This window comes from Pseudomonas sp. T8 (genome assembly GCF_024610635.1).
In the GTDB taxonomy this organism is placed as follows: domain Bacteria; phylum Pseudomonadota; class Gammaproteobacteria; order Pseudomonadales; family Pseudomonadaceae; genus Aquipseudomonas; species Aquipseudomonas chlororaphis_I.
Window position 1 is genome coordinate 1,130,931 of sequence record NZ_CP102374.1, and the last position, 27,000, is coordinate 1,157,930.

The 27,000-nt window shown below is 62.1% G+C and carries 19 protein-coding genes and 1 pseudogene; 11 read left to right on the forward strand and 9 right to left on the reverse strand.

What is annotated here, in order from left to right; genetic code table 11:
- The first annotated feature begins 2 nt into the window (after nt 1-2).
- The 3 genes from NRG23_RS04855 (at nt 3) to NRG23_RS04865 (ending at nt 3,204) form a co-directional block, all read left to right on the forward strand.
- A complete protein-coding gene (locus NRG23_RS04855) occupies nt 3-338 on the forward strand; it encodes a DUF2934 domain-containing protein (protein WP_028682412.1) in 336 nt (111 codons plus the stop codon).
- 113 nt (nt 339-451) lie between these two features.
- Nucleotides 452-2,620 carry a glycogen debranching protein GlgX gene (gene glgX, locus NRG23_RS04860; protein ID WP_257373864.1) on the forward strand — a complete coding sequence of 723 codons (2,169 nt, stop codon included), beginning with the start codon at nt 452-454 and terminating at the stop codon, nt 2,618-2,620.
- 320 nt (nt 2,621-2,940) lie between these two features.
- Nucleotides 2,941-3,204 (forward strand): hypothetical protein, encoded by a 264-nt coding sequence (locus NRG23_RS04865; protein WP_038632173.1) that lies wholly within the window; start codon nt 2,941-2,943, stop codon nt 3,202-3,204.
- A 111-nt stretch (nt 3,205-3,315) separates the two neighbouring features.
- Here the strand turns inward: NRG23_RS04865 and NRG23_RS04870 are convergent, their stop codons facing one another.
- The 4 genes from NRG23_RS04870 to NRG23_RS04885 all read right to left on the reverse strand — a co-directional run bounded on the left by NRG23_RS04870 (nt 3,316) and on the right by NRG23_RS04885 (nt 9,178).
- Nucleotides 3,316-4,257 (reverse strand): PoNi-like cognate immunity protein, encoded by a 942-nt coding sequence (locus NRG23_RS04870; RefSeq protein WP_257373866.1) that lies wholly within the window; start codon nt 4,255-4,257, stop codon nt 3,316-3,318.
- A gap of 118 nt (nt 4,258-4,375) precedes the next feature.
- Nucleotides 4,376-5,317: a PoNe immunity protein domain-containing protein gene (locus NRG23_RS04875; RefSeq protein ID WP_080710537.1), complete on the reverse strand. Its 942-nt coding sequence runs from the start codon at nt 5,315-5,317 to the stop codon at nt 4,376-4,378.
- Between the two features lie 4 nt (nt 5,318-5,321).
- Nucleotides 5,322-6,878, reverse strand: a complete 1,557-nt coding sequence (locus tag NRG23_RS04880; protein ID WP_257373868.1) for a hypothetical protein — start codon at nt 6,876-6,878, stop codon at nt 5,322-5,324.
- On the reverse strand, nt 6,875-9,178 hold the full coding sequence (locus NRG23_RS04885) for a type VI secretion system tip protein VgrG (RefSeq protein WP_257373869.1): 2,304 nt from the start codon (nt 9,176-9,178) through the stop codon (nt 6,875-6,877). The genes NRG23_RS04880 and NRG23_RS04885 overlap by 4 nt, the downstream gene beginning before the upstream one ends.
- Nucleotides 9,179-9,598: 420 nt before the next feature.
- Between NRG23_RS04885 and NRG23_RS04890 the strand changes: the two genes are divergently transcribed.
- The 4 genes from NRG23_RS04890 (at nt 9,599) to NRG23_RS04905 (ending at nt 13,502) form a co-directional block, all read left to right on the forward strand.
- The gene (locus NRG23_RS04890; protein WP_009048817.1) at nt 9,599-10,354 is read left to right on the forward strand and encodes a PIG-L deacetylase family protein; all 756 of its coding nucleotides are present in this window, start codon (nt 9,599-9,601) and stop codon (nt 10,352-10,354) included.
- A 92-nt stretch (nt 10,355-10,446) separates the two neighbouring features.
- Entirely contained in the window at nt 10,447-11,247 is an 801-nt protein-coding gene (locus tag NRG23_RS04895; protein WP_016704743.1) for an endonuclease/exonuclease/phosphatase family protein, read from the forward strand.
- 121 nt (nt 11,248-11,368) lie between these two features.
- Nucleotides 11,369-12,067 carry an alpha/beta hydrolase gene (locus NRG23_RS04900; RefSeq protein ID WP_110175998.1) on the forward strand — a complete coding sequence of 233 codons (699 nt, stop codon included), beginning with the start codon at nt 11,369-11,371 and terminating at the stop codon, nt 12,065-12,067.
- A gap of 370 nt (nt 12,068-12,437) precedes the next feature.
- Complete coding sequence (locus NRG23_RS04905; RefSeq protein ID WP_041984073.1) at nt 12,438-13,502, forward strand: autotransporter outer membrane beta-barrel domain-containing protein; 1,065 nt, start codon at nt 12,438-12,440, stop codon at nt 13,500-13,502.
- A gap of 254 nt (nt 13,503-13,756) precedes the next feature.
- Here the strand turns inward: NRG23_RS04905 and glgB are convergent, their stop codons facing one another.
- The 3 genes from glgB to NRG23_RS04920 all read right to left on the reverse strand — a co-directional run bounded on the left by glgB (nt 13,757) and on the right by NRG23_RS04920 (nt 21,625).
- On the reverse strand, nt 13,757-15,985 hold the full coding sequence (gene glgB, locus NRG23_RS04910; protein WP_038632164.1) for a 1,4-alpha-glucan branching protein GlgB: 2,229 nt from the start codon (nt 15,983-15,985) through the stop codon (nt 13,757-13,759).
- A gap of 42 nt (nt 15,986-16,027) precedes the next feature.
- On the reverse strand, nt 16,028-19,342 hold the full coding sequence (gene treS / locus NRG23_RS04915; RefSeq protein WP_029527223.1) for a maltose alpha-D-glucosyltransferase: 3,315 nt from the start codon (nt 19,340-19,342) through the stop codon (nt 16,028-16,030).
- A gap of 282 nt (nt 19,343-19,624) precedes the next feature.
- The gene (locus tag NRG23_RS04920; RefSeq protein ID WP_198918798.1) at nt 19,625-21,625 is read right to left on the reverse strand and encodes an alpha-1,4-glucan--maltose-1-phosphate maltosyltransferase; all 2,001 of its coding nucleotides are present in this window, start codon (nt 21,623-21,625) and stop codon (nt 19,625-19,627) included.
- Nucleotides 21,626-21,872: 247 nt separating this feature from the next.
- Here NRG23_RS04920 and NRG23_RS04925 point away from each other — a divergent pair, with 247 nt between their 5' ends.
- Nucleotides 21,873-22,070: a hypothetical protein gene (locus NRG23_RS04925; RefSeq protein ID WP_036985574.1), complete on the forward strand. Its 198-nt coding sequence runs from the start codon at nt 21,873-21,875 to the stop codon at nt 22,068-22,070.
- 90 nt (nt 22,071-22,160) lie between these two features.
- Here NRG23_RS04925 and NRG23_RS04930 read toward each other — a convergent pair whose 3' ends face one another.
- Entirely contained in the window at nt 22,161-22,676 is a 516-nt protein-coding gene (locus NRG23_RS04930) for an MgtC/SapB family protein (RefSeq protein ID WP_053268946.1), read from the reverse strand.
- A 105-nt stretch (nt 22,677-22,781) separates the two neighbouring features.
- Between NRG23_RS04930 and NRG23_RS04935 the strand changes: the two are divergent.
- The 3 genes and pseudogenes from NRG23_RS04935 to mapR all read left to right on the forward strand — a co-directional run.
- Nucleotides 22,782-22,910 (forward strand): annotated as a pseudogene (locus tag NRG23_RS04935) (DUF3203 family protein); the annotation flags it as partial.
- Nucleotides 22,911-23,117: 207 nt separating this feature from the next.
- A complete protein-coding gene (gene ccoG / locus NRG23_RS04940) occupies nt 23,118-24,530 on the forward strand; it encodes a cytochrome c oxidase accessory protein CcoG (RefSeq protein WP_009048809.1) in 1,413 nt (470 codons plus the stop codon).
- Between the two features lie 125 nt (nt 24,531-24,655).
- Nucleotides 24,656-26,065, forward strand: coding sequence for a GntR family transcriptional regulator MpaR (mapR, locus tag NRG23_RS04945; protein ID WP_009048808.1), 1,410 nt, complete (start codon nt 24,656-24,658; stop codon nt 26,063-26,065).
- A gap of 188 nt (nt 26,066-26,253) precedes the next feature.
- Here the strand turns inward: mapR and NRG23_RS04950 are convergent, their stop codons facing one another.
- The gene (locus NRG23_RS04950) at nt 26,254-27,000 is read right to left on the reverse strand and encodes an SDR family oxidoreductase (protein ID WP_009048807.1); all 747 of its coding nucleotides are present in this window, start codon (nt 26,998-27,000) and stop codon (nt 26,254-26,256) included.

Here is a 27,000-nt window from a genome sequence, read left to right on the forward strand (position 1 = left end):
CGATGAGTACCGACGACAAACGCATTCGTGAGTTCGCCTATCAAATCTGGGAATCGGAAGGCCGGCCCGACGGCCAGGAACACCGGCATTGGGAAATGGCCCGCAAGCTGGCCGAAGCCGAGGCCCTGGCCCCGAGCAAGCCGCCCAAGGCGACCCGCGCCGCCAGCGCCAAGCCTGGCAAGCCCGCGGCAAAGCCCAAGGCCGTCGCCAAACCCGCGGCGGCGGCACCCCTTGTGCCTCCTGGAGAAAGGACGCCTCCTGGAGAAAAGGTGCCGCCCGGAGGCAAAAGCAGCGCGGCGAAAAAGCCACGAGCACCGCGCAAGCCAGCGGCCAGCTGACGACCTTTCGCCAAGGCGCTCGCGCCACCCTCCACTGCCGGCCTTGCCCATGTGCGTGGCGCGCCCGTGCGCCACAGGGAGCCTGTTCGCCCATCTGATTCCCAGGAGCCTCCATGACCACGTCCAAAACAGCCACCACGCCGAAAACCTCGCCAGCGACCGAGCCCTCGCGCATCCGCGAAGGCCTGCCCTTCCCGCTCGGCGCGACCTGGGACGGCCTGGGGGTCAACTTCGCGCTGTTCTCGGCCAACGCCACCAAGGTCGAGCTGTGCCTGTTCGATGCCACGGGCGAAGTCGAACTGGAACGCATCGAACTGCCGGAATACACCGACGAGATCTTCCACGGCTACCTGCCCGACGCCCATCCCGGGCTGATCTACGGCTACCGGGTGCACGGCCCCTACGACCCGGCCAACGGTCATCGCTTCAACCCCAACAAACTGTTGATCGACCCCTATGCCAAGCAACTGGTGGGCGAGCTGAAATGGTCCGAGGCACTGTTCGGCTACACCATCGGGCATCCCGATGCCGACCTCAGTTTCGACGAGCGCGACAGCGCGCCCTTCGTGCCGAAATGCAAAGTGATCGACCCGGCCCACACCTGGGGCCACGATCATCGGGTCAGCGTGCCCTGGGACAAAACGATCATTTATGAGACTCACGTGCGCGGCTTCACCATGCGTCATCCCTCGGTGCCGGAAGCGGTGCGCGGCACCTTCGCCGGGCTGATGATCGACGATGTGCTGGAGCACATTCGCAAGCTCGGGGTGTCCTCGGTGGAGCTGTTGCCGATCCATGCCTTCGTCAACGACCAGCACCTGCTGCACAAGGGCATGACCAATTACTGGGGCTACAACAGCATCGCCTTCTTCGCCCCCGACCCGCGCTACCTGGCCAGTGGCAAGATCGCCGAATTCAAGGAAATGGTCGCGCACCTGCACGAAGCCGGGCTCGAACTGATACTCGACGTGGTCTACAACCACACCGCCGAGGGCAACGAGCAAGGCCCGACCCTGTCCATGCGCGGCATCGACAATGCCTCCTACTACCGCCTGATGCCCGACGACAAACGCTTCTATATCAATGACTCCGGGACCGGTAATACCCTCGACCTGAGCCACCCCTGCGTGCTGCAGATGGTCACCGACTCGCTGCGCTACTGGGCCACGGAAATGCACGTCGACGGTTTCCGCTTCGACCTGGCGACCATTCTCGGGCGTTATCACGATGGCTTCGACGAGCGCCACAGCTTCCTCGTGGCCTGCCGCCAGGACCCGGTGCTGCGCCAGGTGAAGCTGATCGCCGAGCCGTGGGACATCGGCCCCGGCGGTTATCAGGTGGGCGGGTTCCCGCCGGGCTGGGTGGAATGGAACGACAAGTTCCGCGACACCGTGCGCGCCTTCTGGAAAGGCGACGACGGCCAGCTCGCCGATTTCGCCGCGCGCATGACCGCCTCCGGCGAGATGTTCAACCAGCGCGGCCGGCGGCCTTATACCTCTGTCAATTTCGTGACCGCCCACGATGGCTTCACCCTGCACGACCTGGTGTCGTACAACGACAAGCACAACGAAGCCAACGACGAGGACAACCAGGACGGCAGCAACCACAACCTGTCGTGGAACCACGGCGTCGAAGGCCCCACCGACGACCCGCAGATCAATGCGCTGCGCCTGCGCCAGATGCGCAATTTCTTCGCCACCCTGCTGCTGGCCCAGGGCACGCCGATGCTCGTCGCCGGCGACGAGTTCGCCCGCACCCAGCACGGCAACAACAACGCCTATTGCCAGGACAGCGAAATCGGCTGGGTCAACTGGGACCTGGACGACGACGGCAAGTCGCTGCTCAAGTTCGTCAAGCGCCTGGTCAAGCTGCGCATGGCCTATCCGATCCTGCGCCGCGGACGCTTCCTGGTGGGCAACTACAACGAGGACATCGGGGTCAAGGACGTCACCTGGCTCGCCCCGGACGCCAGCGAAATGACCATCGAACAATGGCAGGACAGCCACGGCCGCTGCCTGGGCATGCTGCTCGACGGCCGCGCCCAGGAAACCGGAATCCGCCGCCCCGGCGCCGACGCGACCCTGCTGCTGGTGGTCAACGCCCATCACGACATCGTCAACTTCTGCCTGCCGGAAGTGCCCGATGGCGGCTTCTGGACCTGCATGCTCGACACCAACCAGCCTTCGGTGAAAGGCCAGGAACGCTTCGAGTTCGGCCACCCGTACTCGGTGACCGGGCGCTCGCTGCTGCTGTTCGAACTGCAGCACGAGGGAGAGGACTGACTACGAAACTGATCCTGCAAGATTTGCAAATAACCTCGATTTGCGCCTCCTGAAGCCGGCACCTTATAGTCCCCGCTCGCCCATATGGCGACCGGGTTTGGCGACCTGGAAAAGAAATTTTGGAAAAGCACCTCAGTGCCTTTAGCCTTCTGCGAAGCTATGCCTTCGCAAAAGCTCAATGGTGGCTGTGCGTGGGAGACCTTCGGGTCTGCCGGTTCTTTCCTTGAGTTTCACCGGTTCGCCAACCCGCGCACAGCTGCCACCCTCATTTGTTTGGCGACGGATACCGGGCGGCTTCTTGAAAACAAGGAGAGTTACCCATGAACAAGCAATACATCCCCCTCACCAGCATCGACTGCACGATCCCCTGCCTGCTGATCGACAGAAACGCCCCGCTCGATGTCCTCCACGCCAATAGCAGCGCCCGCCTGCTCGCCGTCACCCAATTGATGGAAAGCCTCGCACGGGTAGAACTGAAAGATGCCGACTGCGTCGATCTGCAACACATGGCCAACGCCAGCGCCATTCTGCTTCGCGACAGTTGCGACCTGATGGACGTGATGGGCTGGAAGGTTCGAGCTTAATCACAACCACTGGATGAACTCGAAGTGCCCCTGTTTGCGGGGCACTTTCAGTCAAGACACGGTGTCTGTGATGATTCGCTTAGAGAATCCTAAAAGAGCCCCTGCTCAGTTCTACTTCTCGCCTGACCAATACCAAAGCGTATCGCCCCAATTCGAACCACTGAAGCAAGGCATGATATCCCCTTGATTGAAATAGCGACGAGAGCCAGTCTGGGCAGGTGTAAACCAGTAGCCCGAGCGACTGCTGGGCTTGCCTGACTCAATACGTCCCACCAGCCCTCCCGACTGCTCCTTATAGTTTTTAGCGTATTCGACCAAATCCCTTGGATAGACCATATGGTCGACTTCGCGATCATCGATTCCATATAGAAAAGCAACAGCAGCCGCTTCAAATGCCCAATAGCCAAAGTAACTACCTTCTTCGCCATCCAGATGGCTGTCATGCCAAGGTGCCTGTTCAAACGCGGGGTACCACTCGTTGCAGTACTGTTTCAACAGTTGCGAAGCTTCGCTTTTGGTTTCGCTGTAGATCGCTCGGATCAGAGGGGTATAGACCGCGTGATACCACTCATCGACGTCATAACGCTCAGGCAGGCAGGGACGAAGCAGGTCTTCGTAAAGGGTATCCTCACCCGCATAGCCAGCCTGATCAAAAAGCCTGACAAAGCGGGATAACAAGTCGTTTCTATGCAGCAATATGCACAAGCTTACAATCTGGACAAACTCTTCGAATTGATGCGGATAGTCTTCGATGTTCAGAGGCGAAATATTTGCGATATTTTCGTAGGCTGCCAAGGTCGATTGATAATGCTCATAACTGGTGATCACCTTCTCCAGTTGTGGCCTAAGGGAGTCGATAGCCTCGCCAGCGGTGTACTGAATAACCAGGGCTGCCAGGGTTGAACGCTGAATACGCCGTGCCTTGAGCGCATTCTCCTGCTCAGGCGAGTCAGTTTCCATGGCGTGGTTCTGCCAGTAACTTTCTTCCTCCGCGAAGTAGGCCAAGGTATTTTTATACTGTCTTTCAGTAATGAAACGTTGTCTTCTTTTCATATTCAAGCTTCTTCTCTCAGCGAGCACTGATGCATCATATTTACTCGCTAGGCTTTTGCTTGCTCAGCTTTTTTCAAGGCATGTGTAATGCATTCTTATAAACCAGCCCCCTGTCTTTTTACTTCTCGCCTGACCAGTACCAAAGCGTATCGCCCCAGTTGGAGCCACTAAAACTCGGCATGATCTCACCTTGGTTGAAATAGCGCCGAGAATTGGATTGAGCAGGGGTAAACCAATAACCTGACTTACTGCAGGGCTTGCCTGACTCAATACGATTAACTTGAGGTGAATTCAGCGATTTATAGTTTCTAGCGTACTCAGTCAAGTCTTTTGGATAAACCATGCTGTCAATTTGACTGTCGTCAATATCATACAAAAAAGCTACAGCCGCAGCTTCAAAAGCCCAATAGCCGACATAATTGCCTTCGTCACCCTGTAAGTGAGAGTCATGCCAAGGCGCCTGTTCAAACTCAGAGTACCAGTCTTTACAATAGTTTTTTAATAGTTCAGATGCTTCATTTTGACTGCTTGCATAAATAGCACGAACCAAAAGAGTATATGAGTCATGGTACCACTGATCCACGTCATGTCTTTCTGGAAGGACTTTTCCAAGTAGATCTTCGTATAGCGTATCGTCGCCTGCATAACCTGCTTGATCGATCAAGGCTACAAAACGCTTCAATAAGTCCTTGCGGTGCAGCAAGATACAAAGAGAAATAACTTGAACGCACTCTTCGTATTGGTAAGACCAGTCATCAATTGCAAGAGGCGAAATATTTATGACTCCCTCATGTAAGGCCAGTGCTCTCTGCCAAGTCTCGTACCCTTCAATTACTTTCTCCAATATCGGCAAAAGAGCCTCTATTGGCTGGCCTGCGGTATAGGTGATGAATAATCTATCAAGAGTCAATAGTTGAAAGTGTCTTGCTCTGAGAGACTTTTCTTCTTCGTCAGTTTCAGACTTGAAACGATTGGACTCAAAGAACCTGATTACCTCATCGGACTCCTTCAAAAAAATTCCATACTGACTGTCACTTAGAAATTTTTGTCTTTTGGTCATTTGTTTAAGCCTCGATCTTTAAATTTTTTGATGCGCCATATTTTTTTGTTAGCGACCTCTTGCGCTTATTGACAAATGACTTTATTTCGCCTTCGCCATAATGGAATGCTTCATGTTTTGCATGAGCACTTTCAATATCACCGTCCAGTCGTGCTTGTGCGTGCTCTTTGGGGCTCAAGCTAGGGTGATAAAGCGGAGCATAAAAGAGATGGCGGCTGTAGGAGTTGATTACCTGTGCTGCTAATAGACGCCCTGATACCGCTTTACCAATGTTTTCAGCTATCCATTCTGAACTCATTTGAACCAAAATATTTTTAGCTTTGCCCGTTGTCCCTTGACTGACTTTTTGCGGCGAGGCGCTTTTCTTTCCTTTGACAACTGTGCGGGTGTTTTTCCCTGGTTGAGTCGAGCTATCTTCAACCGGTTCAATCAGCTCACTAGGATCGCTTAGGCCAGATACGCCGAGTCGAGATCCAACTCCGGGCTTACGTGTATTATTCGGCTTGCGCATGAACTTCGGAGCATCCTCATCGCGACTCGCTTTTGCCTCAACAATGGCAAACTTTTCTCCATTGTTGGTTGCAGGATTGGCACGCCACACAGCATCGATACCCGTACCGTTTGCGCCATCCGTTAGTTTGTAAAGAACATGCCTTGTCTTTGGACTTCCACCTTGTGAAAGTTTGCCCTTCTTGGATGCATCAGGGGTTCCTTCAAGCCATTTTCCATCACTGCCCTTATCATGCCCGTCCCAGTCCTTCCCCCATCCAAACTGTACAGCACAAATATAGTCAGCAATGTGCTCACCACTTACACCCAGCCCTTCATTAAGGATACTAGACAAGGCCTGAGTTCCGACATTGGAACTATCAATCTTATTTGAGTGAGTGCTGCTCGCCCCATCTTTACCACTATTGGCAACAGCTGCATCTCTGTTCGCCGGCTTTTTCCCTTGAGCAGGCCGACTTGTACCGGATGAGCTTGCTGAACTGTTACGTTGCATGCCTTTCCACTTTTTTAATCGCTTTTCAACGATTCCAATCATGGCTGGCATGTTATCACGCGATGTTGCAAGCACTGTTACAACGGCTGATTGAGTCCAGTTGGGTAGACTTTTGAAGGCACTGGAACCTTTAACTCCACCGATGATGTCGTCGATTTCTGCTTTCAGCTTTCCAGCATTGAACATCTGTTCGAGCAATGCCTCAGGGCTGGATTTGATGCCGCACTCATCAAGGACAAAGCGTAGAAGGTCGAATAATACTGGGGCAAATCGTTGTGGGTTGCGATTGACGATACGCAGACTTTTTTTCAGCCCGTCTCCAGGTCCAGGCACCCATCCGATAATTGCCAGCAACAAGTCGAACTGAGCATCTTCCTTTGCGGACTCGCTATTGGATTTGTACAACAGCACGCAGGACTCTACGGTGTCGTAGGCATCAATCGCTTGACCGAGAAAGGGGACAGCCCCCAAGGCAATGCCCTTGGCCAATTCGACCGCCGCCTCCTTGTAGGCCTCCTTACGATCATTGGTTCCTGAAATATTTGTGACACCGCTCATACCAGCCTCCCTGCCGCTTGCTCAATCAATGCCTGCAAATCTATCTGATCAGGATCCAGCCCCAGCTTGCGCAAGTCTTCGTTGATCTTTTCATCAGAACTTTCAACGACCTTGACTGCCTCTCGATCATAAGATCGTGGGTCTTCGCCGTAGTAAACTTTGGCGGGACCTTTGGGGACATCTTTCAGACGGGCAAAACCATCTGCATCCAAAACACCTTCACGAGTAGAACCATCGGCAAACTCGACGCGATAGGACGCACCAGGAACAGGTTCAAGGTTTTTATAGTGCAGGTTCAGTTCGAGCCAGGTTGGATTGGCCTTGGCGCTTTCCATCAAGTTACCGGCACTGTCTACAGCGACTGCGCCGGGAATGAGTGGTAAGAGAGAAGCAATACCTGTCCCCACCCCCGGTGCGCCGCCGGAATTGACCTTCACATTCGCCCCGCTGATGGTCACGCCACCGCCGTCGAGCTTGACGAAGCTGCCGCCAGCCTTGGCCGTCAGTTCGGCGCCGGCTTCCAGCACGGCCTTGCTCCCGGCCTTGTAGTGAATCTCCTGGCCGGCCTCGACGAATTGCGCGGTGCCGATGTTGGCGTGCTGGGTGACGGCCACGGTGAGGTGGTCGTTGGCGCGGATTTCGCTCTTGCGGTCGAGGTGGGTGATGCGGTGTTCTTCGGCCTTGAGTTCGGTCAGGGTGTTGGCTTCGACTGTGTCGTGGCGTTCATTGCCGACGCGGATCCGCTGGTCGTGCTCGACGTTTTCGTCCCAGTCGCGCTGGGCGTGCAGGTAGATCTGCTCGGCGCCTTTCTTGTCTTCGATGCGCAGTTCGTTATAGCCCTTGCCACCCGGCGAGCTGAGGGTCTTGAAGGTGCTGCGGGTCTTGTTCGCCGGCAGGTCGTAGGGGACCACGTTTTCCTTGTGGTACAGGCAGCCGGTGACCAGGGGCTGGTCGGGATCGCCTTCGAGGAAGGTCACCAGCACTTCCATGCCGATCCGCGGGATGGCGATGCCGCCGTAGGCCTTGCCGGCCCAGCCGCTGGCGACGCGGACCCAGCAGGAGGTGTTGTCGTCGGCCAGGCCATCGCGGTCCCAGTGGAACTGCACCTTGATCCGCCCGTACGGGTCGCAATGGATTTCTTCGCCCTTGGGCCCGGTGACCACCGCGGTCTGGCTGCCCAGGGACTTGGGTTTCGGGTGTTCCAGCGGCGGGCGGTAGTGGGCGTCCCAGGGCGTGGCGAGGAAGCGGTTGCGGTAGCCCTGGTGGAAGTCGTCCTTGTGGCTGGTGACATCGCTGGTGATGTTCTCGCCCAGTACCTGCGGCTGCTTGCCCTCGTGGATGACTTCCAGCAGCAGCCACAGGTCGTTCCATTCGCTGCGCGGGTGTTCGGCCAGGGTCAGGAAGTGGCCGCTGAGCAGGCTCGGCTCGTCGCCTTTGCCTTCGGCCAACTGGTAGTCGCTGCGGTGGCGTTCCAGGGCGCGGGTCGCCAGTTGCTTGCCGCGGGCCTGCTGGGTGAACAGGCCGGGGTAGTCGTAGTCTTCCAGGTCCGGCATGGCCCCGGACTTGGCCGCGCCTTCGGGCAGCAGCCGTGGTTTCTCGAAGTCGTAGTCGCGGCGGCTGACGCGACTGGTGCGGGTTTCCAGGCGCAGGTTGAAGCGCTTGATCACCGGCTGTTCGGCGGCCATGCCGGAGTCCTGCTGGTAGTTCACGGCCGCCAGCTTGCGGAACACCGTCTGGTCGTCGCCGAACACCAGCTTGTGGCCACCGGCACTGTGCTGGAAGTGGAAGTGAATGCCTTCTTCTTCGCACAGGCGCTGGATGAAGTGCAGGTCGGACTCGTCGTACTGGGTGCAGTAGACCCGTTCCGGGTAGGTGGCGCCGAGCTGGAAACTGTAGGCGTCGGCCAGGATGCCGCGGGCTTCGAGGACCTGGGCGATGATCTTCGGCACGCTCAGGTGCTGGTAGATCTTCTGGTTGACGCTGTGGCGCAGGTAGTTGAGCTGCGGGGTCAGGCTGATGCTGTAGCGGGTCAGCTTGCGCCCGGAATCGCCCTGGGCGATGCGGTACACCAGGCCATGGATCAGGCCTTTGCCACTGCCTTTGCCTAAGCCGCCGAAGGTCAGGCGGGCCGGCTTGTGCAGCAGTTCTTCGAGCTTGAGGTCGGGACGCGCGCTGACCAGTTCGATATCGAAGCAGAAGGGCTGATTGAGGGCTTCGCGGCCAACGAAACTGAGGACCTGAAGATCGACCGAGGCGCCTTCGATCGTCAGGGAAATATGGGTAGCGTTAGCATCCAGCATGCCGTGAAATCCATCCGTTGAATAAGCAAGGGCTGAATAGTGGGGGACGCCTCTCCCGAAACTCAATACCGGCCAACTCCAATCACGATAAAGAACAGAAAATCAGACGATTCCTACATCTCCCGAACTTACCTACTTACAAAATCGGGACGGTTATGCCCTACCTCCTACAGTCGCCCACTCTGCACTCTTTGCCTGAACACCCGTGCCAACCGCATATCCCCCCGACTATCTTCAGCCTCTGGAAAAAAAACCGCTGGCCCCTGCGACGGCGGCCAACGGCTGTGTATGATTGATCACTCTTGCAAGACGGCAATCCAAGGTATGGAGCGCCGGCACCCGAACCGACGCCGGGTGCGAACCCAAGCGGCCCGGTTCATCACCGCACGCCGACTGCCCCGGAACAAGGATGTGACACCCATGAGATCCATACCCCTGAGCGACAACTGGCCGGAGCAGGTCTGGAACGGCGCCCGCCAACTGCTCGACGTCCCCCCCATCAACCTTGCCAGCCTGGTGCCGCCCGGCTTTCGCGCGGTGGTCATCGCCCCGCACCCCGGCGACGAAGTGCTGACCTGCGGCGGCCTGCTGCAGGTACTGGCCCACCACGGCCATCCGCTGCAACTGATTTCCGTCACCGACGGCAGCGCCAGCCACCCCGGCTCCGACCTGTGGTCCGAGCGGCGCCTGAGCGTGTTCCGCCCCCAGGAAAGTGTCGAGGCCCTGCGCCGCCTGGGCTTGCCCCTGCACAGCCTGCAGTGGATTCGCGGCGGTTTTGCCGACAGCGGCCTGCAGGAACGCGAGCACCAGTTGAGCCAGTTCATCGGCCGCTACCTGCGCCCCGATGACGTGGTGTTCAGCACCTGGCGCGAAGACGGCAACGACGACCACGACGCCGTCGGCCGGGCCAGCGCCAAGGCCGCGGCCCAGGCCGGCGTGGCGTTCCACGAAGTGCCGGTATGGGCCTGGCACTGGCCGGCGCGCGATGAGCACCTGCTGCCCTGGCACCGCGCCCGCAAGCTGCGCCTCGACACCTGGACCGTGGCCCGCAAGCGCCATGCGGCGCATGCCTATGCCAGCCAATTGCAGGGCGACCCGGGCATCGGCCTGGCCCCGACGCTGACGCCGGTGGTGCTGGAGCGGCTGCGCCAGTCCTACGAAATCATTTTCATGTAGGGCTGCCCGCTGCAGGCAGACCGGGGAAAAACCTGAACTGACCGGCAAAGTGTCAGTCGCATGAGTAACCGCCCTGATTACGAGGAGTGAGCGTGAGCACCGATTCAACCAGGCGCCCGGTCACGTCGGCAGCGCCAGACGAAACCCCGGCGATCCATCGCCTGCGCATCCTGACCGTCAATACCCACAAGGGCTTCACCGCCCTGAACCGCCGTTTCATTCTCCCGGAGCTGCGTGACGCGGTCCGCAGCACCCAGGCCGACCTGGTGTTTCTCCAGGAAGTGCTGGGCGAGCACGATCGCCACGCCAACCGCTACAGCAACTGGCCCCAGCAGTCGCAATACGAGTTTCTCGCCGACAGCATGTGGAGCGATTTCGCCTATGGGCGCAACGCGGTCTATCCCGACGGCCATCACGGCAACGCCCTGCTGTCGAAATACCCGATCCGCCAGTACCGCAACCTCGATGTCTCGATCACCGGCCCCGAGCGCCGCGGGCTGTTGCATTGCGTGCTGGATGTACCGGGGCATGCCGAAGTGCACGCGATCTGCGTGCACCTGAGCCTGCTGGAAAGTCATCGCCAGCTGCAGCTGGCGCTGTTGTGCCAGTTGCTCGAGTCGCTGCCGGACGATGCGCCGGTGATCATCGCCGGCGACTTCAACGACTGGCAGTTGCATGGTAACGCCACCCTCGCCCGTCGCAACGACCTGCACGAAGCCTTCGAACGCCACCATGGCAGCCCGGCCAAGACCTACCCGGCACGCTGGCCGCTGCTGCGCCTGGACCGCATCTACCTGCGCAATGCCAGCAGCCACGCGCCGAAGATCCTCGGGCACAAGCCCTGGACTCATCTGTCGGATCACCTGCCGCTGGCGGTCGAAGTGCACCTCTGAATATCCGCTCGAACATTCGCCGTGCACCGCCGGCGATTGTCACCAATACTCGACCACTCTCATTCCGACGCTGCCCACAGCGTCGGGGCGCTGTCTGGTGTGTTTACCAAGGAGTCATCCCATGAGTGACAAACCCGTGATTGTGCTGGTCCATGGTTTCTGGGGCGGTGCCGCCCACTGGAACAAGGTCATTGTCGAGCTGTTGCAACGGGGCTACACGCGGATTCGCGCGGTGGAGCTGCCGCTGACCTCGCTGGCCGACGACGTCGAGCGCACCCGCAAGCTGGTGGCCCAGCAGCAAGACCCGGTGCTGCTGGTCGGGCATTCCTATGGCGGCGCGGTGATCACCGAGGCCGGCCTGGCACCGAATGTCGCGGGCCTGGTGTACATCGCCGCCTTCGCCCCCGACGCCGGCGAAAGCCCGGGCAGCATCACCCAGCAGCATCCGCCGGTGGCCGCGGCGAACCTGCAACCCGACAGCGACGGTTACCTCTGGGTCCAGCCGGAGCTGTTCCATGAAAGCTTCTGCCAGGACCTGCCGGAGCAGGACGGGCTGGTCATGGGCCTGACCCAGAAGGCGCCGCTGGCCAGCACCTTCGGCGACCCCATCGGCACCCCCGCCTGGAAGCACAAGCCGTCCTGGTACCAGATTTCCACCGAGGACCGGATGATCGCCCCGCAAAACCAGCAGCGCATGGCCGCGCGCCTGGGGGCGAAAAAAATCATCAGCCTGGCCGCCAGTCACGCCTCCCTCGCCTCCCAGGCCAGCGAGGTCGCCGGGCTGATCGACGAAGCGGCCAGCGAGCTGGCCAAGGGCTGACACCGTCCCTGGCGCAGGAAAATGACCGACTCGCGCGCCCAGGGCGAGTCGGTAGCGGGCTACCGAAAATCGCTTTCTCTCGCCTTTCTTGACGTTTTTCCGCGCAAACAAGAACTTAGAGAAACGCTTTTTTTCAGTCGGTTACAACGCCTAAATATCCTACGCCGCTGGTCGGTCATTTTCTTGACGGCTGCCCTGTCGTCTCCTTAGCTACAGCTTACTACCCCCGGAAATACAACCAGGGGCAAGCCTCGGATACCTGCTCTAGAGCGGGTCGCCGAGCCTTGCCTCAACGAACTCGGTCGCCCCTCATTCGGGGTAGGAGAGACGCCACGGCGAGACACGGCATGCGATTGCAAGGTAGCCCTCCATGAAAACTTCACTCACCCCACAAGAGATCAAGATCATTCTGTGCACAGTTTCCGCTTCGGTATTGCTGTGTTCTTCCATGGAGGTACAAGCATCCCCTGCCGAGGATGAGGCGCAGCTCTGGTATCGCCAGGACCTGCTCCTGAACCGCCTGTTGACACCCGCGACATCCGCGACATCCGCGACGCCCATGCCGGCCAGCCAGCCCATGGGCAACAGCCTGGGCATCGTGCAAGGCAGCCCGCAGGTCTGGGACCCGTCGTACGGGCCCGCGGCGCGGCAGACCGAAGTCGGCTATCTCGGTTCGCGTTTTGCCAGCAGCATCAACGGTACGCCCGGCGGCTCGGTGCTCTACACCCTGGAAAGCAGCAGCGGGCATACCCAGCGCATCGGCCTGTTGGGCGGCCAGAGCCAGTTCCAGGCCAACAGCCAGGGAATGCCCGGCGGTTTCAGCGACCCGCGTAACGACAGTTTCAGTGTCCAGGGTCAAAGTCTTGGCGCGTTCTGGAGCCTGACCGGCCCGCAGGGCTGGCACGTCGACCTGTCGGCCAGCGGCGCCCGGGTCAGCGGCTTCAGCCGCACCGAGCAAGGCCAGCGGCAAGCCGCCGAAGGCAGCGCGGTGACCCTGTCGGTGCAAGGCGGGATTCCCATCGGTATCAGCGACAACTGGGTGGTCGAACCCCAGGCGCAATTGATCAACCAGCGCGTCAGCCTGGACAACCCGAATGCCGACAGCAGCACCCGCTCCGCCGGCAACCTGAACGCCTGGAGCGGCCGCGTCGGGGCCCATCTGCAAGGTCGTTATGACGTCGCCGGGCACTCGCTGGAACCCTATGTGCGCACCAGCTTGTGGCACACGGTGTACAGCGGCGATGTGCTGACCCTGGACAAGGTCGACAAGATCAGCAGCAGCCACAAGTCCTCCACGGTTGAAGTCGGCCTGGGCCTGGTGGCCAGGATTACCCCCGTCGTCAGCCTGTATGTGAGCGCCGACTACAGCAGCGACGTGGACGACAACGACCTCAACGGGCTGATCGGCAGCCTGGGTGTGCGGATGCGCTGGTAAAAACCTGCGTAGCCGCTGCCGCAGGCCGCGATCGGCGGCGCAGCCGAGGCAAAGGAGGCGTCGGCAATACGCGTTGTCCGGGTTGCGGGCTCTGCGAGCCCGATCGCAGCCTGCGGCAGCGGCTACAGGGATTGGGTTCTCAAGGACAAACTGATGATGCCTGAGCGGGCCTTATCGCGAGCAAGCTCGCTCCTACAGGATATATAGCGTCCTTTGTAGGAGCGAGCTTGCTCGCGATCCGCTGCGCGCAGCGGTCAGCCCTCGGGCTGCAGGATCAGCACCGCCAGCGGCGGCAGGTTCAACACCAGCGACAACGCCTGGCCGTGGCTCGGCTCATCCTCGGTGAAGGCCCCGCCACCGTTGCCATAGTTGGAGCCGGCGTAGGTGTCGGAGTCGCTGTTGAGCAACTCGCCCCAGCGCCCGGCGAACGGCACGCCGACCCGGTAGGCCTGGCGCGGCACCGGGGTGAAGTTGGCCACCACCAGCAGCGGCTTGCCCTCTTTGCTCCAGCGCAACCAGGCGTAGACGCTGTTGATCGCGTCGTCGCCGATCAGCCACTGGAAGCCCTGGGGCGCGTCGTCCTGGTCGTGCAGCGCCGGATGCTCGCGGTACAGCCGGTTGAGGTCGCCCACCAGTTTCTGCACGCCACGGTGCTCGGGGTATTGCAACAGGTACCAGTCCAGTTGCTGATCGTGGTTCCACTCGCGCCACTGGCCGAACTCGCAGCCCATGAACAGCAGCTTCTTGCCCGGGTGGGTCCACATGAAGCTCAGGTAGGCCCGCAGGTTGGCGAACTTCTGCCAGCGATCGCCGGGCATCTTGTCGATCAACGAGTGTTTGCCGTGCACCACTTCGTCGTGGGAGATCGGCAGGATGAAGCGCTCGGACCAGGCATACACCAGGCCGAAACTCAGTTCGTTGTGGTGATGGGCGCGGTACACCGGGTCCTGCTGGATGTAGTGCAGCGAGTCGTGCATCCAGCCCATGTTCCATTTATAGGCGAAACCCAGGCCGCCCTGCTGGGTGCTCTGGCTGACGCCGGGCCAGGCCGTGGACTCCTCGGCGATCACCAGGGCGCCCGGTGCCTCGAGGGACACCACGTCATTCAGGTGACGGAGGAAATCAATGGCTTCGAGGTTCTCGCGCCCGCCGTGGCGATTGGGCACCCACTCCCCGGCGTTGCGCGAATAGTCGCGGTAGAGCATCGAGGCCACGGCATCCACCCGCAGGCCGTCGACATGGAAATGCTTGAGCCAGTGCAGCGCCGACGCCAACATGAAACCGTGGACCTCGGTGCGCCCCAGGTTGTAGATCAAGGTGTCCCAGTCCTGGTGGAAACCTTCCAGCGGGTTGCCGTATTCGTACAGTGCGGTGCCGTCGAACTGCGCCAGGCCGTGGGCGTCGGTGGGAAAGTGTGCCGGCACCCAGTCGAGGATCACGCCGATGCCCGCCAGGTGGCAGGCGTTGACGAACGCCGCGAAGTCGTCGGCGCTGCCGTAGCGGGCGCTGGGGGCGAACTGCGACAGCGGCTGGTAACCCCAGGAGCCGCCAAAGGGATGCTCCATGATCGGCATCAGCTCGATATGGGTGAACCCCAGGTTCTGCACGTAAGGGATCAGGCGCTCGGCCAGTTCGTGCCAGTCGTACTGGCGCGCCACCTCGCCCAGATCGTCCACCTCGCATTGCCAGGAGCCGGCATGCAGTTCGTAGATCGACAGGGGTGCGTCCGCGCGCTGGCGCTCGCCCCGGGCCTGCATCCAGTCGAGGTCCTGCCAGTCGATGCTCAGCGGGCTGGCGACTTTCGAGGCGGTGTCCGGCGGCAGCTGGGTGGCCAGCGCCACCGGGTCGGATTTCAGCGGCAGGATGCCGTGGGCGCCGAGGATTTCATATTTGTAGGCTTCGCCCGGGCCCAGGCGCGGGATGAACAGCTCCCAGACCCCGGACGGATGGCGCAGGCGCATCGGGTGCCGCCGCCCGTCCCAGACGTTGAAGTCGCCGACCACCGAGACCCGCCGGGCATTCGGCGCCCAGACCGCGAAACGCACGCCGTCGACGCCATCCACGGTTTTCAGCTGGGCGCCGAGGCAGCTACTGAGGTCGCGGTGGTTGCCCTCGGCGAACAGGTACAGGTCCATCTCCCCCAGCAACGGGCCGAAGCTGTAAGGGTCTTCGCCGATGTGCTCGCCACCGGCCCATTGGGTGCGCAGCAGATAGGGCTGGGCCTGGGCAAAATGCCCGACGAACAGCCCCGGCACCTCGGTGCCCTCCAGGCTGCCCAGCACGGTAGTGCCATCGCGGGCCAGCACCTGCACACTCAGGGCGCCCGGCAGGAAGGCACGAATGAATTGGCCACCGGCGTCGTCGCCATGGGGGCCGAGTACGGCAAAGGGATCCTGGTGCTCGGCGCGCACCAGCGCCTCGACATCCCGGGCGCCGGGCATTGCCTGTTTGACCTCACCCTGTTCCTTGTTCGAGAAACTCATGACTGCTCTCCACCACTTTTTGTATCGGAAAAGGGTTTCACATCACTCAACCTTCATATCACTCAGCAGCGCCTGCAGCCCGCGCAGCGGTACCGCGAGCCAGGCAGGACGGTTTTCCGCTTCATACACCACTTCGTAGGCTGCTTTTTCCAGGCTGAACAAGGCCAGCGCGGCGTCCTCCCCGTTTTTGTCCTGCCAGGCATGAGCAAGACTAGCTGCCGCCAGCCGGTACGCCTGGACAAACGACTCGCGGGCTTCGTGCAGATAACGCTCGGCAACCCGCTGCCGGGCCGCCAGGGTGTGAGCCGAAGCGTCGAGGCTCTGGCCGCTGAGGGCCAGCGCCGCGGCATAGTCGAAGGAGCGCAGCACGCCGCTGACGTCCTTGTACGGGCTGTGCTTGCCCCGGCGCTCGTCCAGCGGCCGCGCCGGTTCGCCCTCGAAATCGATCAGGTAGGCATCGCCCTTGATCACCAGCACCTGGCCCAGGTGCAGGTCGCCGTGGACGCGCATGCGCAGGCCGCCGACCGCCTGTTTCGCCAGGCCCTGGATATGCGCCAGGATCGCCTGCTTGTGTCGGGTCCATGACGCCACGCGCTGTTGATCCTCGGCCGTCAGCTCGGCGTGATGCTGCTGGAGCAAGTGCAAGGCGCGTTCCAGCTGCGCGCCGATCTGCCTGGCCCAGGCCTGGGCATCCTTGTCCGTGCTCGGCTGCGCGCGAAAGTCCGGGTTGGCGGTCGGCGCCGCGAGGATCTGGTGCATTTCCCCCAAGCGCTGGCCGAGCATGCCGGCAAAGTCGCGCAGCTCGCCCAGGGCGTTGTAATGCTGGTCCTGCTCGGACATGGCGTCGGCCAGTTCGTCGCGGATCGCCCGTTCCAGGTTGTTCTGGGTCCACTCCCAGGCGTCGCCCTGATTGCTCAGGTAGCCCTGGGCGATCATCAACAGGCTGTCGCCCTGCCCGTCCCGACGAATCACCGAACCGAGCAAGGGTGAAATGTGCTGGAAGCCGGCGGCGGTCAGGTAGGCGCCCATCTCCAGTTCCGGGTGCACGCCGCTGGCCACCTTGCGGATCAGCTTGAGCACCAGGCTGCCACCGATCACCACCGAGCTGTTGGACTGCTCGGCGGACAGGTAGCGCACCTCGGAGTCCGCGCCCAGGCCGAGCGCGGCCAGTTGCTGCGTGGCCTCGAAGCGGATCTCGCCCTCGCCACAGGGCAGTACGGTGTGCGTCTGGATCGCCTGCAGGACATTGTGGACAAAACTTTCCAGGGCGAAGGCGTCGGTGATCAGCCCCACCTGGCGACCCCGGCGAACCCGGGCCAGGGCCAGTTGCTGCGGCAGCGCGGCGCCGATCTGCTCTTCGCCGAGCAGGCCGAACGGCAGTTGGTAGCGCCCGCTCTGGCCGCCGCCGCTGACCTCCAGCTCGCTGAGCAACACCGGATGCTGCGGATCGCCGAAGCGCACGCCGTAGGCGATATGCACCTGTTCGATGGCGCTGTCCTTGCCGGCGAACCAGCGCCGCTTGGGCAGCCAGGTCGGTAGCGAACTCTGCTCCAGAGTGGTGCGCGACGGCGCTTCGAGCAATTCCTCGAGGCGCTTTTTCAGCACCAGGGTGGTGAAGTCCGGCATGCTCTGGGCCGGTTCCACATGCCAGCTCGGCATCTGGTTTTCCGCCGCCAGGACGAACCAGTAGAAACCGTAGGGTGCCAGGGTCAGGAGGAAATTCAGCTGGCCGATCGGTGGGAAGGCGTTCCCGCCGAGCATCTCCACCGGCACCATGCCGGCGAACGCCGACAGGTCCAGCTCCGCCGCCTGGGCGCTGCGCGAGACGTTGGCCACGCAGAGGATGATTTCGTGCTTGCCGTCGGGCCCGGTGTATTCGCGGGTGTAGGCGAGGATCCGGCGGTTGCTCGGCGACAGCATCTTCAGGCTGCCGCGGCCGAAGGCCTTGGACTGTTTGCGGATCGCCAGCATGCGCCGGGTCCAGTTGAGCAGCGAATGCGGGTCGCCGGCCTGGGTCTCGACATTCACCGACTGGTAGCCGTACAGCGGGTCCATGATCGGCGGCAACACCAGGCTCGCCGGGTCGGCCCGGGAGAAGCCGCCGTTGCGGTCGATCGACCATTGCATCGGCGTGCGCACGCCATCGCGGTCGCCCAGGTAGATGTTGTCGCCCATGCCGATCTCGTCGCCGTAATACAGGGTCGGCGTGCCGGGCATCGACAGCAGCAGGCTGTTGAGCAGCTCGACCCGGCGCCGGTCGCGCTCCATCAGCGGCGCCAGGCGCCGGCGAATCCCCAGGTTGATCCGCGCGCGGCGGTCGGCGGCGTAGTAGTTCCACAGGTAGTCGCGCTCGCGGTCGGTGACCATCTCCAGGGTCAGCTCATCGTGGTTGCGCAGGAAAATCGCCCATTGGCAGTTGGCGGGAATCTCCGGGGTCTGGCGCAGGATGTCGGTGATCGGGAAGCGGTCTTCCTGGGCCAGCGCCATGTACATGCGCGGCATCAGCGGGAAGTGGAAAGCCATGTGGCATTCGTCGCCGTCGTTGCCCTTCACATCGCCAAAATACAATTGGGTGTCTTCCGGCCACTGGTTGGCCTCGGCCAGCAGCATGCGGTCCGGGTAGTTGGCATCGATCTCGGCGCGGATCTGCTTGAGCACGTCATGGGTCTCGGGCAGGTTCTCGTTGTGGGTGCCGTCGCGTTCGATCAGGTAGGGAATGGCGTCCAGGCGCAGGCCGTCGATGCCCATGTCCAGCCAGTAGCGCATCACCGACAGCACCGCCTTCATCACCTGCGGGTTGTCGAAGTTGAGGTCCGGCTGGTGGGAATAGAAGCGGTGCCAGAAGTACTGGCCGGCCACCGGGTCCCAGGTCCAGTTGGATTTTTCGGTATCGAGAAAGATGATCCGCGTGCCGTCGTACTTCTGATCGTCATCGGACCACACATAGAAATCCCGCGCCTTGGAGCCGGCCTTGGCCTTGCGCGCCCGCTGGAACCAGGGGTGCTGGTCCGAGGTGTGGTTGATGACCAGCTCGGTGATCACCCGCAGCCCGCGCTTGTGGGCCTCGGCGATAAACCGCCGGGCATCGGCCAGGGTCCCGTAGTCGGGACTGACGCCACGGTATTCGGCGATGTCGTAGCCGTCGTCGCGGCGCGGCGAGGGGTAGAACGGCAGCAGCCAGATGGTGTTCACACCCAGGTCGGCAATGTAGTCGAGCTTGGCGATCAACCCGGGAAAGTCGCCGATCCCGTCGTTGTTGGAGTCGAAATAGGATTTGACGTGAACCTGATAGATCACCGCGTCCTTGTACCAGAGCGGGTCCTTGATGAAGGTGGCTGACCTGGTTTTCTTCGCCATGGGTAACTCCTGAAAAATTCATTGGTCCGTGGCTGTGTCACTGCCCTGTAGCCGCTGCCGAGCCCGCGAGGCTGCGCCAAGGCTCGCAGGGCCTTCGACGGCCCCAAGAGCGCGTCCCGTTCCGGGCCGATCGCAGCCTGCGGCAGCGGCTACACCGATCGCGCCTGTAGCCGCTGCCGAGCCCGCGAGGCTGCGATAAGGCCCGCAGGGCCTTCGACGGCCCCAAGAGCGCGTCCCGTTCCGGGCCGATCGCAGCCTGCGGCAGCGGCTACATCGATCGCGTCAAGCAACGCTGATACGCCAGATGCCGAACGGTTGCTGCCAGGGTTCGATCCGCATGAACTGGGTCTTGCCGTACCAGGTCCAGCGATGGCCGTTCATCAGGTCCTCGCCCTGGGTTTGCGCATCGTCGGGCAGGCCCAGCTCCCACAGCGGCAATTCGAAATGCGCCTCCTGGGCGTTGAACGGGTCGAGGCTGACCGCCACCAGGATGAAGTTGCTGAGGTCGGCGGTACGCTTGCCGAAATACAGGATGTTGTCGTTCCAGGCGTTGTAGACCTGCAGGCCCAGGTGGGTATGCAGCGCCGGGTTCTGCCGGCGGATGCGGTTGAGCTGGGCGATCTCGGCAATGATGTTGCCCGGAGCGCTGAAATCCCGGGGGCGGATCTCGTACTTCTCCGAGTCGAGGTATTCCTCGCGCCCCGGAACCGGCGCCGACTCGCACAGCTCGAACCCCGAGTACATGCCCCACAGGCCCGAGCCCATGCTGGCCAGCGCGGCGCGGATAAGAAACCCCGGCCGTCCCGAGTCATGGAGAAAGAACGGGTTGATGTCCGGCGTGTTGACGAAAAAGTTCGGCCGGTAGCACTCGCGCCACGGCGACTGGTTGAGTTCGGTGAAGTAAGTCGCCAGTTCGCTCTTGGTGTTGCGCCAGGTGAAGTAGGTGTAGCTCTGGGAGTAACCGACCTTGCCCAGGCGCGCCATCATCGCCGGCGTGGTAAAGGCCTCGGCGAGGAAGATCACCTCCGGATACCGCGCCCGCACATCGGCGATCAGCCACTGCCAGAACGGCAGCGGCTTGGTGTGGGGGTTGTCCACGCGAAAGATCTTCACCCCCTCCTCGACCCAGCCGACCACGATGTCGCGCAGTTCCAGCCACAGGCTGGGGATGGCCTCGATGGCATAGAAATCGACGTTGACGATGTCCTGGTATTTCTTCGGCGGGTTCTCGGCGTATTTGATGCTGCCGTCCGGACGCCAGTTGAACCAGCCCGGATGTTGCTTGAGCCAGGGATGGTCCTGGGAACACTGGATGGCGAAATCCAGGGCGATCTCCAGGCCGTGCTCGGCGGCAGCCGCCACCAGGCGGCGGAAATCCTCGCGGCTGCCGAGCTGCGGGTGGATCGCCTCGTGGCCGCCCTCTTCGCCACCGATCGCATAGGGGCTGCCCGGCTCGTCGGGGCCGGCGGTCAGCGAGTTGTTGCGGCCCTTGCGGAAGCTGCGGCCGATGGGATGGATCGGCGGGAAGTACAGCACGTCGAAGCCCATGTCATGGATCATCGCCAGGCGCGAGTGCACATCATTGAACGTGCCGGGCCGGGCCGGATCGTCGGTGATCGAGCGGGGAAACAGCTCATACCAGCTGGCGAACTGCGCGCGCTCGCGTTCCACATCCAGCGGGTATTCCGGGCTCAGGCTCAGGTAGGGACGGTGGTCGGCCTCGGCCATCAACTGTGCACTGCGTTCGTGCAGGAACAACGCCACCTGCTCGGCTTCCAGCTGCGTCGCCAGTTCATGGTGCAGCGCCAGCAACTGCTCGCGCAGCGGCCCTTCGCTGCGCTCGGCGGCCTGCAACACGTGGCTGCGGCCCTCCTGCAATTCGAGGCTGACGGCGATGCCGGCCTGGTGTTTCTTCTGCAGGTCGTAGCAGAAGCTGGCGAACTGATCGATCCAGGCCTCGATGCAATACAGGTAGCGGCCCTGGCTGGGCACTGTGAACTGGCCTTCCCAGCTATTGTTGCCGAGGTCTTCCATGGTTTCGCTGTGCCAGTGGCTGTCGTTCTCGGCGCACCAGCGGATGCGCACGGCCAGCTTGTCGTGGCCATCGGCGAACACCTTGCTGCTGACCTTCACCACCTGCCCCACCACCGCCTTGACCGCGAACTGGCCACCGTCGATCAGCGGCCGGGTGTTCTCGATGACGATACGTGGCAGCAACAAGGCCTGCGACAGCGGCAGGTTCGGGTTGTATTGCAGTTCAGTCGGTCTTTTTTCGGCAGTCATCGAGCATCACTCCTTACGCCCCATGGACGCTCTGTTGCTGGTCTATTCCGGCGCGGCGCCATCTTTTGAGATCGGCCCTCGGTGTCGGCAACGTCCCGCGCGGATCAGCGAAGCACTTAGGTTCCGAGACACCAGGGCCGGGAAAGTTCACCCGGATTTGCCTCCCTTCGCGCCGGGAATCAAATCACCGGGTCGAGGGTCCACCTTGGGCGACTGTGCAAAACCAAGCACAAAGGAGGCCATGCCAATGAGTATCCCGATCCCTGCGGAAACGCCCGATCCGAACATCGATCGCCCGACCTTGCCGCCGATCGTGCCTCCAACAGGGCCGCAACCGGTACCCGAGGAAGATCCACCGGAAACGACCCCGCCGCCCAAGGAGGAGCCGCCGAGCGATCCGGCGCCGGTCATCGCTTGCGGTCACAGCATTACGCCCAAACCATGACAAGCGTAGACAATCGGTTGCCCGTCGCTGCCGTCGCCAACCCGTCGCGGGCATCCCTTCGTTGCTGGCGGCGAGCGTGTCCACAACGCTTCAGGGCGTTCCTTCGGGCGGTTCATCGTCGCCTTCCAGCTTGCGCACTATCCAGGGCATCACACTGAAGACCGCCAGCGCCAGCAAAGTGCTGAGCACCGCCGTGGCTTCGCGGCCAACGCCCACCGAGACGCCGATCGCCGCGGTCATCCATAGCCCGGCCGCGGTGGTCAGGCCCTTGACGTGCCCTTCCTCGTCCTGCTTGCCCTTGAGAATGGTGCCCGCGCCGAGAAAGCCGATACCGGCGATCACCCCCTGCACCACCCGGCTCATGGCATCGGCCTGGGAGCCGGACATCTGCGGCACCAGCACGAACAGCGCCGCCCCCAATGCCACCAGCATATGGGTGCGCACCCCGGCGGCCTTGCCCTTGTGCTCGCGCTCGAAACCGAGAATGCCGCCCAGCAGCGCGGCGATCAGCAAGCGTACGGTGATCTGGGTGAGTTGCCGGGCATCGCCGATGTCGGCGAACTCGGCTTGCAGGGTGACCCAGGCTTCATTCCACCAGGCGTTCATGCGCAGGTCCTTTTCCGTTCGGCGTCTTGTTGGCGGGCGGGCGACGCCCCTGGCGAGGCGGCCCTCCTTAATGAGAGGACAGCGACGCCAGGCAAAAGGTGCGATCTGCCGGCGGTCGACCTCGAAGGGCTGCGCATCTGCATCACCGAAGCAGAAGCCAACGCATTGACCGTAGCAGGCGCCACCGACGGCCGGCGCCATCTGCGCGCCAGTGACAGTGATTCGGTGATTTGACTGATCTGCATCACGGTATCCGCCACAGGCTTGTGCCAGACACCGCTTGCGCCCGATATCGGGCGCTTTGCCGGGTATGGCAAGTTGTCGCAGGGCGGCCCTTCGCGGTCATCTGATCTGCTTTTTATTGCGATACCTGAGTCTGTTATGCAAACAGATCGCTGGGCATAGTTCATTGGCCTGATGGAGGCTGATGAGCGAACGACCATGAGCGAAAGAATCCCCGTCCGATTAGTAGAAACATTCGAGCCTGCGCGCCCAAAGACGAAGGCCAAATCCAGCGACAACCTGATCCACACCCGCAGCTTCACCGGCTTGTTCCGCACCCTGCGCATGAGCGGCGCAGGGTTCCTGTTCCTGTTGTTCTTCGGCACCGTGTGGCTGAACTGGGGCGGCCGCCAGGCGGTGCTCTGGGACCTGGCGGAAAGCAAGTTCCATATCTTCGGCGCCACCTTCTGGCCGCAGGATTTCATCCTGCTCTCGGCCCTGCTGATCATCTGCGCCTTCGGCCTGTTCGCCATCACCGTGTTCGCCGGCCGCGTCTGGTGTGGCTACACCTGCCCGCAGAGCTCCTGGACCTGGCTGTTCATGTGGTGCGAGAAAATCACCGAGGGTGAACGCAACCAGCGCATCAAGCTGCAAGCCGCGCCCTGGAACCTGAACAAACTGATCCGCCGTTCGGCCAAGCACACCCTGTGGCTGGCCATCAGCCTGCTCACCGGGCTGACCTTCGTCGGCTACTTCACCCCGATCCGGCCGCTGGCCGAGGAACTGCTGACCCTGCAGATCGGCGGCATCAGCCTGTTCTGGGTGCTGTTCTTCACCGGCGCCACCTACCTCAACGCCGGCTGGCTGCGCGAGGCGGTGTGCATGCACATGTGCCCTTATGCGCGGTTCCAGAGCGTGATGTTCGACAAGGACACCCTGACCATCTCCTACGACCCGGCCCGTGGCGAAATCCGCGGCCCGCGCAAACGCGGCGTGAAACCCACCGATATCGGCCTCGGCGACTGCATCGACTGCCAGCTGTGCGTGCAGGTCTGCCCGACCGGCATCGACATCCGCGACGGCCTGCAGATGGAATGCATCGGCTGCGCCGCCTGCATCGACGCCTGCGATTCGATCATGGACAAGATGGGCTATGCCCGGGGCCTGATCAGCTACACCTCGGAGCACCAGTTGCAGGGTGGCAAGACCCACCTGCTGCGCCCGCGCCTGATCGGCTACAGCGCGGTGCTGCTGGTGATGATCGGCGCCCTGGCCCTGGCGCTGGTGGAGCGGCCGATGGTGTCGCTGGACGTCAGCAAGGACCGGGGCCTGTTCCGCGAAAACAGCCTGGGCCAGATCGAGAACATCTACAGCCTGAAGATCATCAACAAGACCCAGCAACGCCAGGATTACCGCCTGCAACTGGTGGACGGCGACGGCTTCCAGCTGCAGGGCAAGAGTGAAATCAGCCTGGCCGCGGGCGAGATCGTCGACCTGCCGGTGTCGGTGGCGATGATCGCCGACAAGCCGCAGAGCAGTTCCCAGGAGCTGAGTTTCAAGGTGGTCGACGCCGACCAGCCAGAGATCTACAGCGTGGCCAAGAGCCGGTTTGTTGCGCCCTTGAACCGTTGATCCCTTAGACTGGGCGCCGCTTTGCGGCTATCGCGAGCAAGCTCGCTCCTACCCGGGCCCCTGTAGGAGCGAGCTTGCTCGCGATAAATCCCTCAGCCACCGCAGCCCCCAACCCGAGCCGCCCCATGAAACGCTACGAAAAATTCGCCGACGACATCGCAGAACTGATCCGCTCCGGGGTGCTCGGCCCCGGCCAGCGCGTACCTTCGGTACGTTATGCCAGCCAGACCTATGGGGTCAGCCCGTCCACGGTGTTCCAGGCCTATTACCTGCTGGAACGCCGCGGCCTGATCCGCGCCCGACCGCGCTCCGGCTACTTCGTCAACACCCATGCGCCCAGCCCGTTCTCGGAGCCGGTGATCAGCAGCCAGGTCAACGAGTCCACCGAAGTCGATGTCAGCGAACTGGTGTTCTCGGTGCTGGACTCGATCAAGGACCCGACCACCGTGCCGTTCGGTTCGGCCTTTCCCAGCCCGACCCTGTTCCCGCTGCAACGCCTGTCGCGCTCCCTGGCCAGCGCCAGCCGCGAGATGGACCCGCGCGTGGTGGTCACCGACATGTCGCCGGGCAACCCGCAGCTGCGCCGGCAGATCGCCCTGCGCTACATGGTCGGCGGGCTGATGCTGCCCATGGAAGAACTGCTGATCACCAACGGCGCCCTGGAAGCCCTGAACCTGTGCCTGCAGGCAGTGACCGAACCCGGCGACCTGGTGGCCATCGAAGCCCCAGCCTTCTACGCCAGCCTGCAAGTGCTGGAGCGCCTGAAACTCAAGGCGGTGGAAATCCCCGTGCACCCGCGGGACGGCATCGATCTCGGGGTGCTGGCGCAGACCCTGGAACGGCATCCGATCAAGGCCTGCTGGTGCATGACCAGCTTCCAGAACCCCATGGGCGCGACCATGCCCGAGGCGAAGAAACAGGAACTGGTGGAGTTGCTGCGCAGCCATCAGGTGCCGCTGATCGAGGACGACGTCTACGCCGAGCTGTATTACGGCCAGCAGGCACCGAAACCGGCCAAGGCCTTCGACACCGAGGGCCTGGTGATGCATTGCGGCTCGTTCGCCAAGAGCCTGGCCCCGGGTTATCGCATCGGCTGGGTCGCCGCCGGGCGTTACGCGCAGAAGATCGAACGGCTGAAGCTGATGACCTCGCTGTGCGCCTCGATGCCGGCCCAGGCGGCCATCGCCGACTACCTGCAACACGGCGGCTACGACCGCCACCTGCGCAAGCTGCGCTACGCCCTGGAAGAACAGCAGAGCGCCATGCTCGCCGCCATCGCCCGCTATTTCCCGGCGCAGACCCGGGTCAGCCAGCCGGCCGGCGGCTACTTCCTGTGGCTGGAACTGCCGGCGCAGATGGATTCGTTGAAGCTGTTCCAGATGGCCCTGGCCCAGGGCATCAGCATCGCCCCGGGACCGATCTTCTCGCCGACCCAGCGCTTTCGAAACTGCATCCGCCTCAACTACGGCAGCCCGTGGAACGAAGCGGCGGAAAAGGCCATGGAAACCCTGGGCAGGATCGTGCGGTCGTTCTGAAGCCGGGACGGTGCTCTAGCTGTAGCCCTGTAGCCGCTGCCGAGCGCAGCGAGGCTGCGATCGGTCGCGCAGCGACCGCAAATCCTGAAACCACGATCTGCCTGGATAATTGCACCAGCCGGCCTTGCGACTGCTGCGCAGTCGATCGCAGCCTCGCTGCGCTCGGCAGCGGCTACAGGGCTACAGGATCAGCGGCCGCCGCCGAGGTCGATAAAGGTCCCGGTGGAATAGGAGGCCTTGTCCGACAGCAGCCAGATGATTGCCTCCGCCACTTCGTCCGGGCGCCCGCCGCGGCCCATGGGAATGGCGGACTCCAGTTTGCTGACGCGGTCGGCATCGCCGCTCAGGGCGTGGAAGTCGGTGTAGATATAGCCCGGGCGCACCCCGTTGACGCGGATGCCTTCGCCGGCGACTTCCTTGGACAGGCCGATGGTGAAGGTGTCCAGCGCCCCCTTGGAGGCCGCGTAGTCGATGTACTCGCCGGGCGAGCCCAGGCGGGCGGCGACCGAGGACACGTTGACGATGCTGCCGCCCTGCCCGCCATGCCTTGGCGACATGCGCAGCACCGCGTGCTTGGCGCAGAGGATCGGCCCGAGCACGTTGGTTTTCATGGTCTTCAGAATGCGGAATTCGGACATTTCGTCGAGCCGCGACTTCTGCCCGACGGTCCCGGCGTTGTTCACCAGCGCGGTGACCCGCCCCAGTTCGGCGTCGACCCGGTGGTACAGGCCAATCACTTCGTCCTCGATGCTGACATCGGCCCGCACGGCAATCGCCTGGGCTCCCAGGCCGCGCACCTGCTCCAGCACCTGGAAGGCCGCCTGTTCGTCGGCCTGGTAGTTGATGCAGATGCGATAGCCCTGTTGCGCGGCCAGCAGCGCGGTGGCCGCGCCAATACCGCGACCGCCACCGGTGATGAGGATGACTTTGTCCAT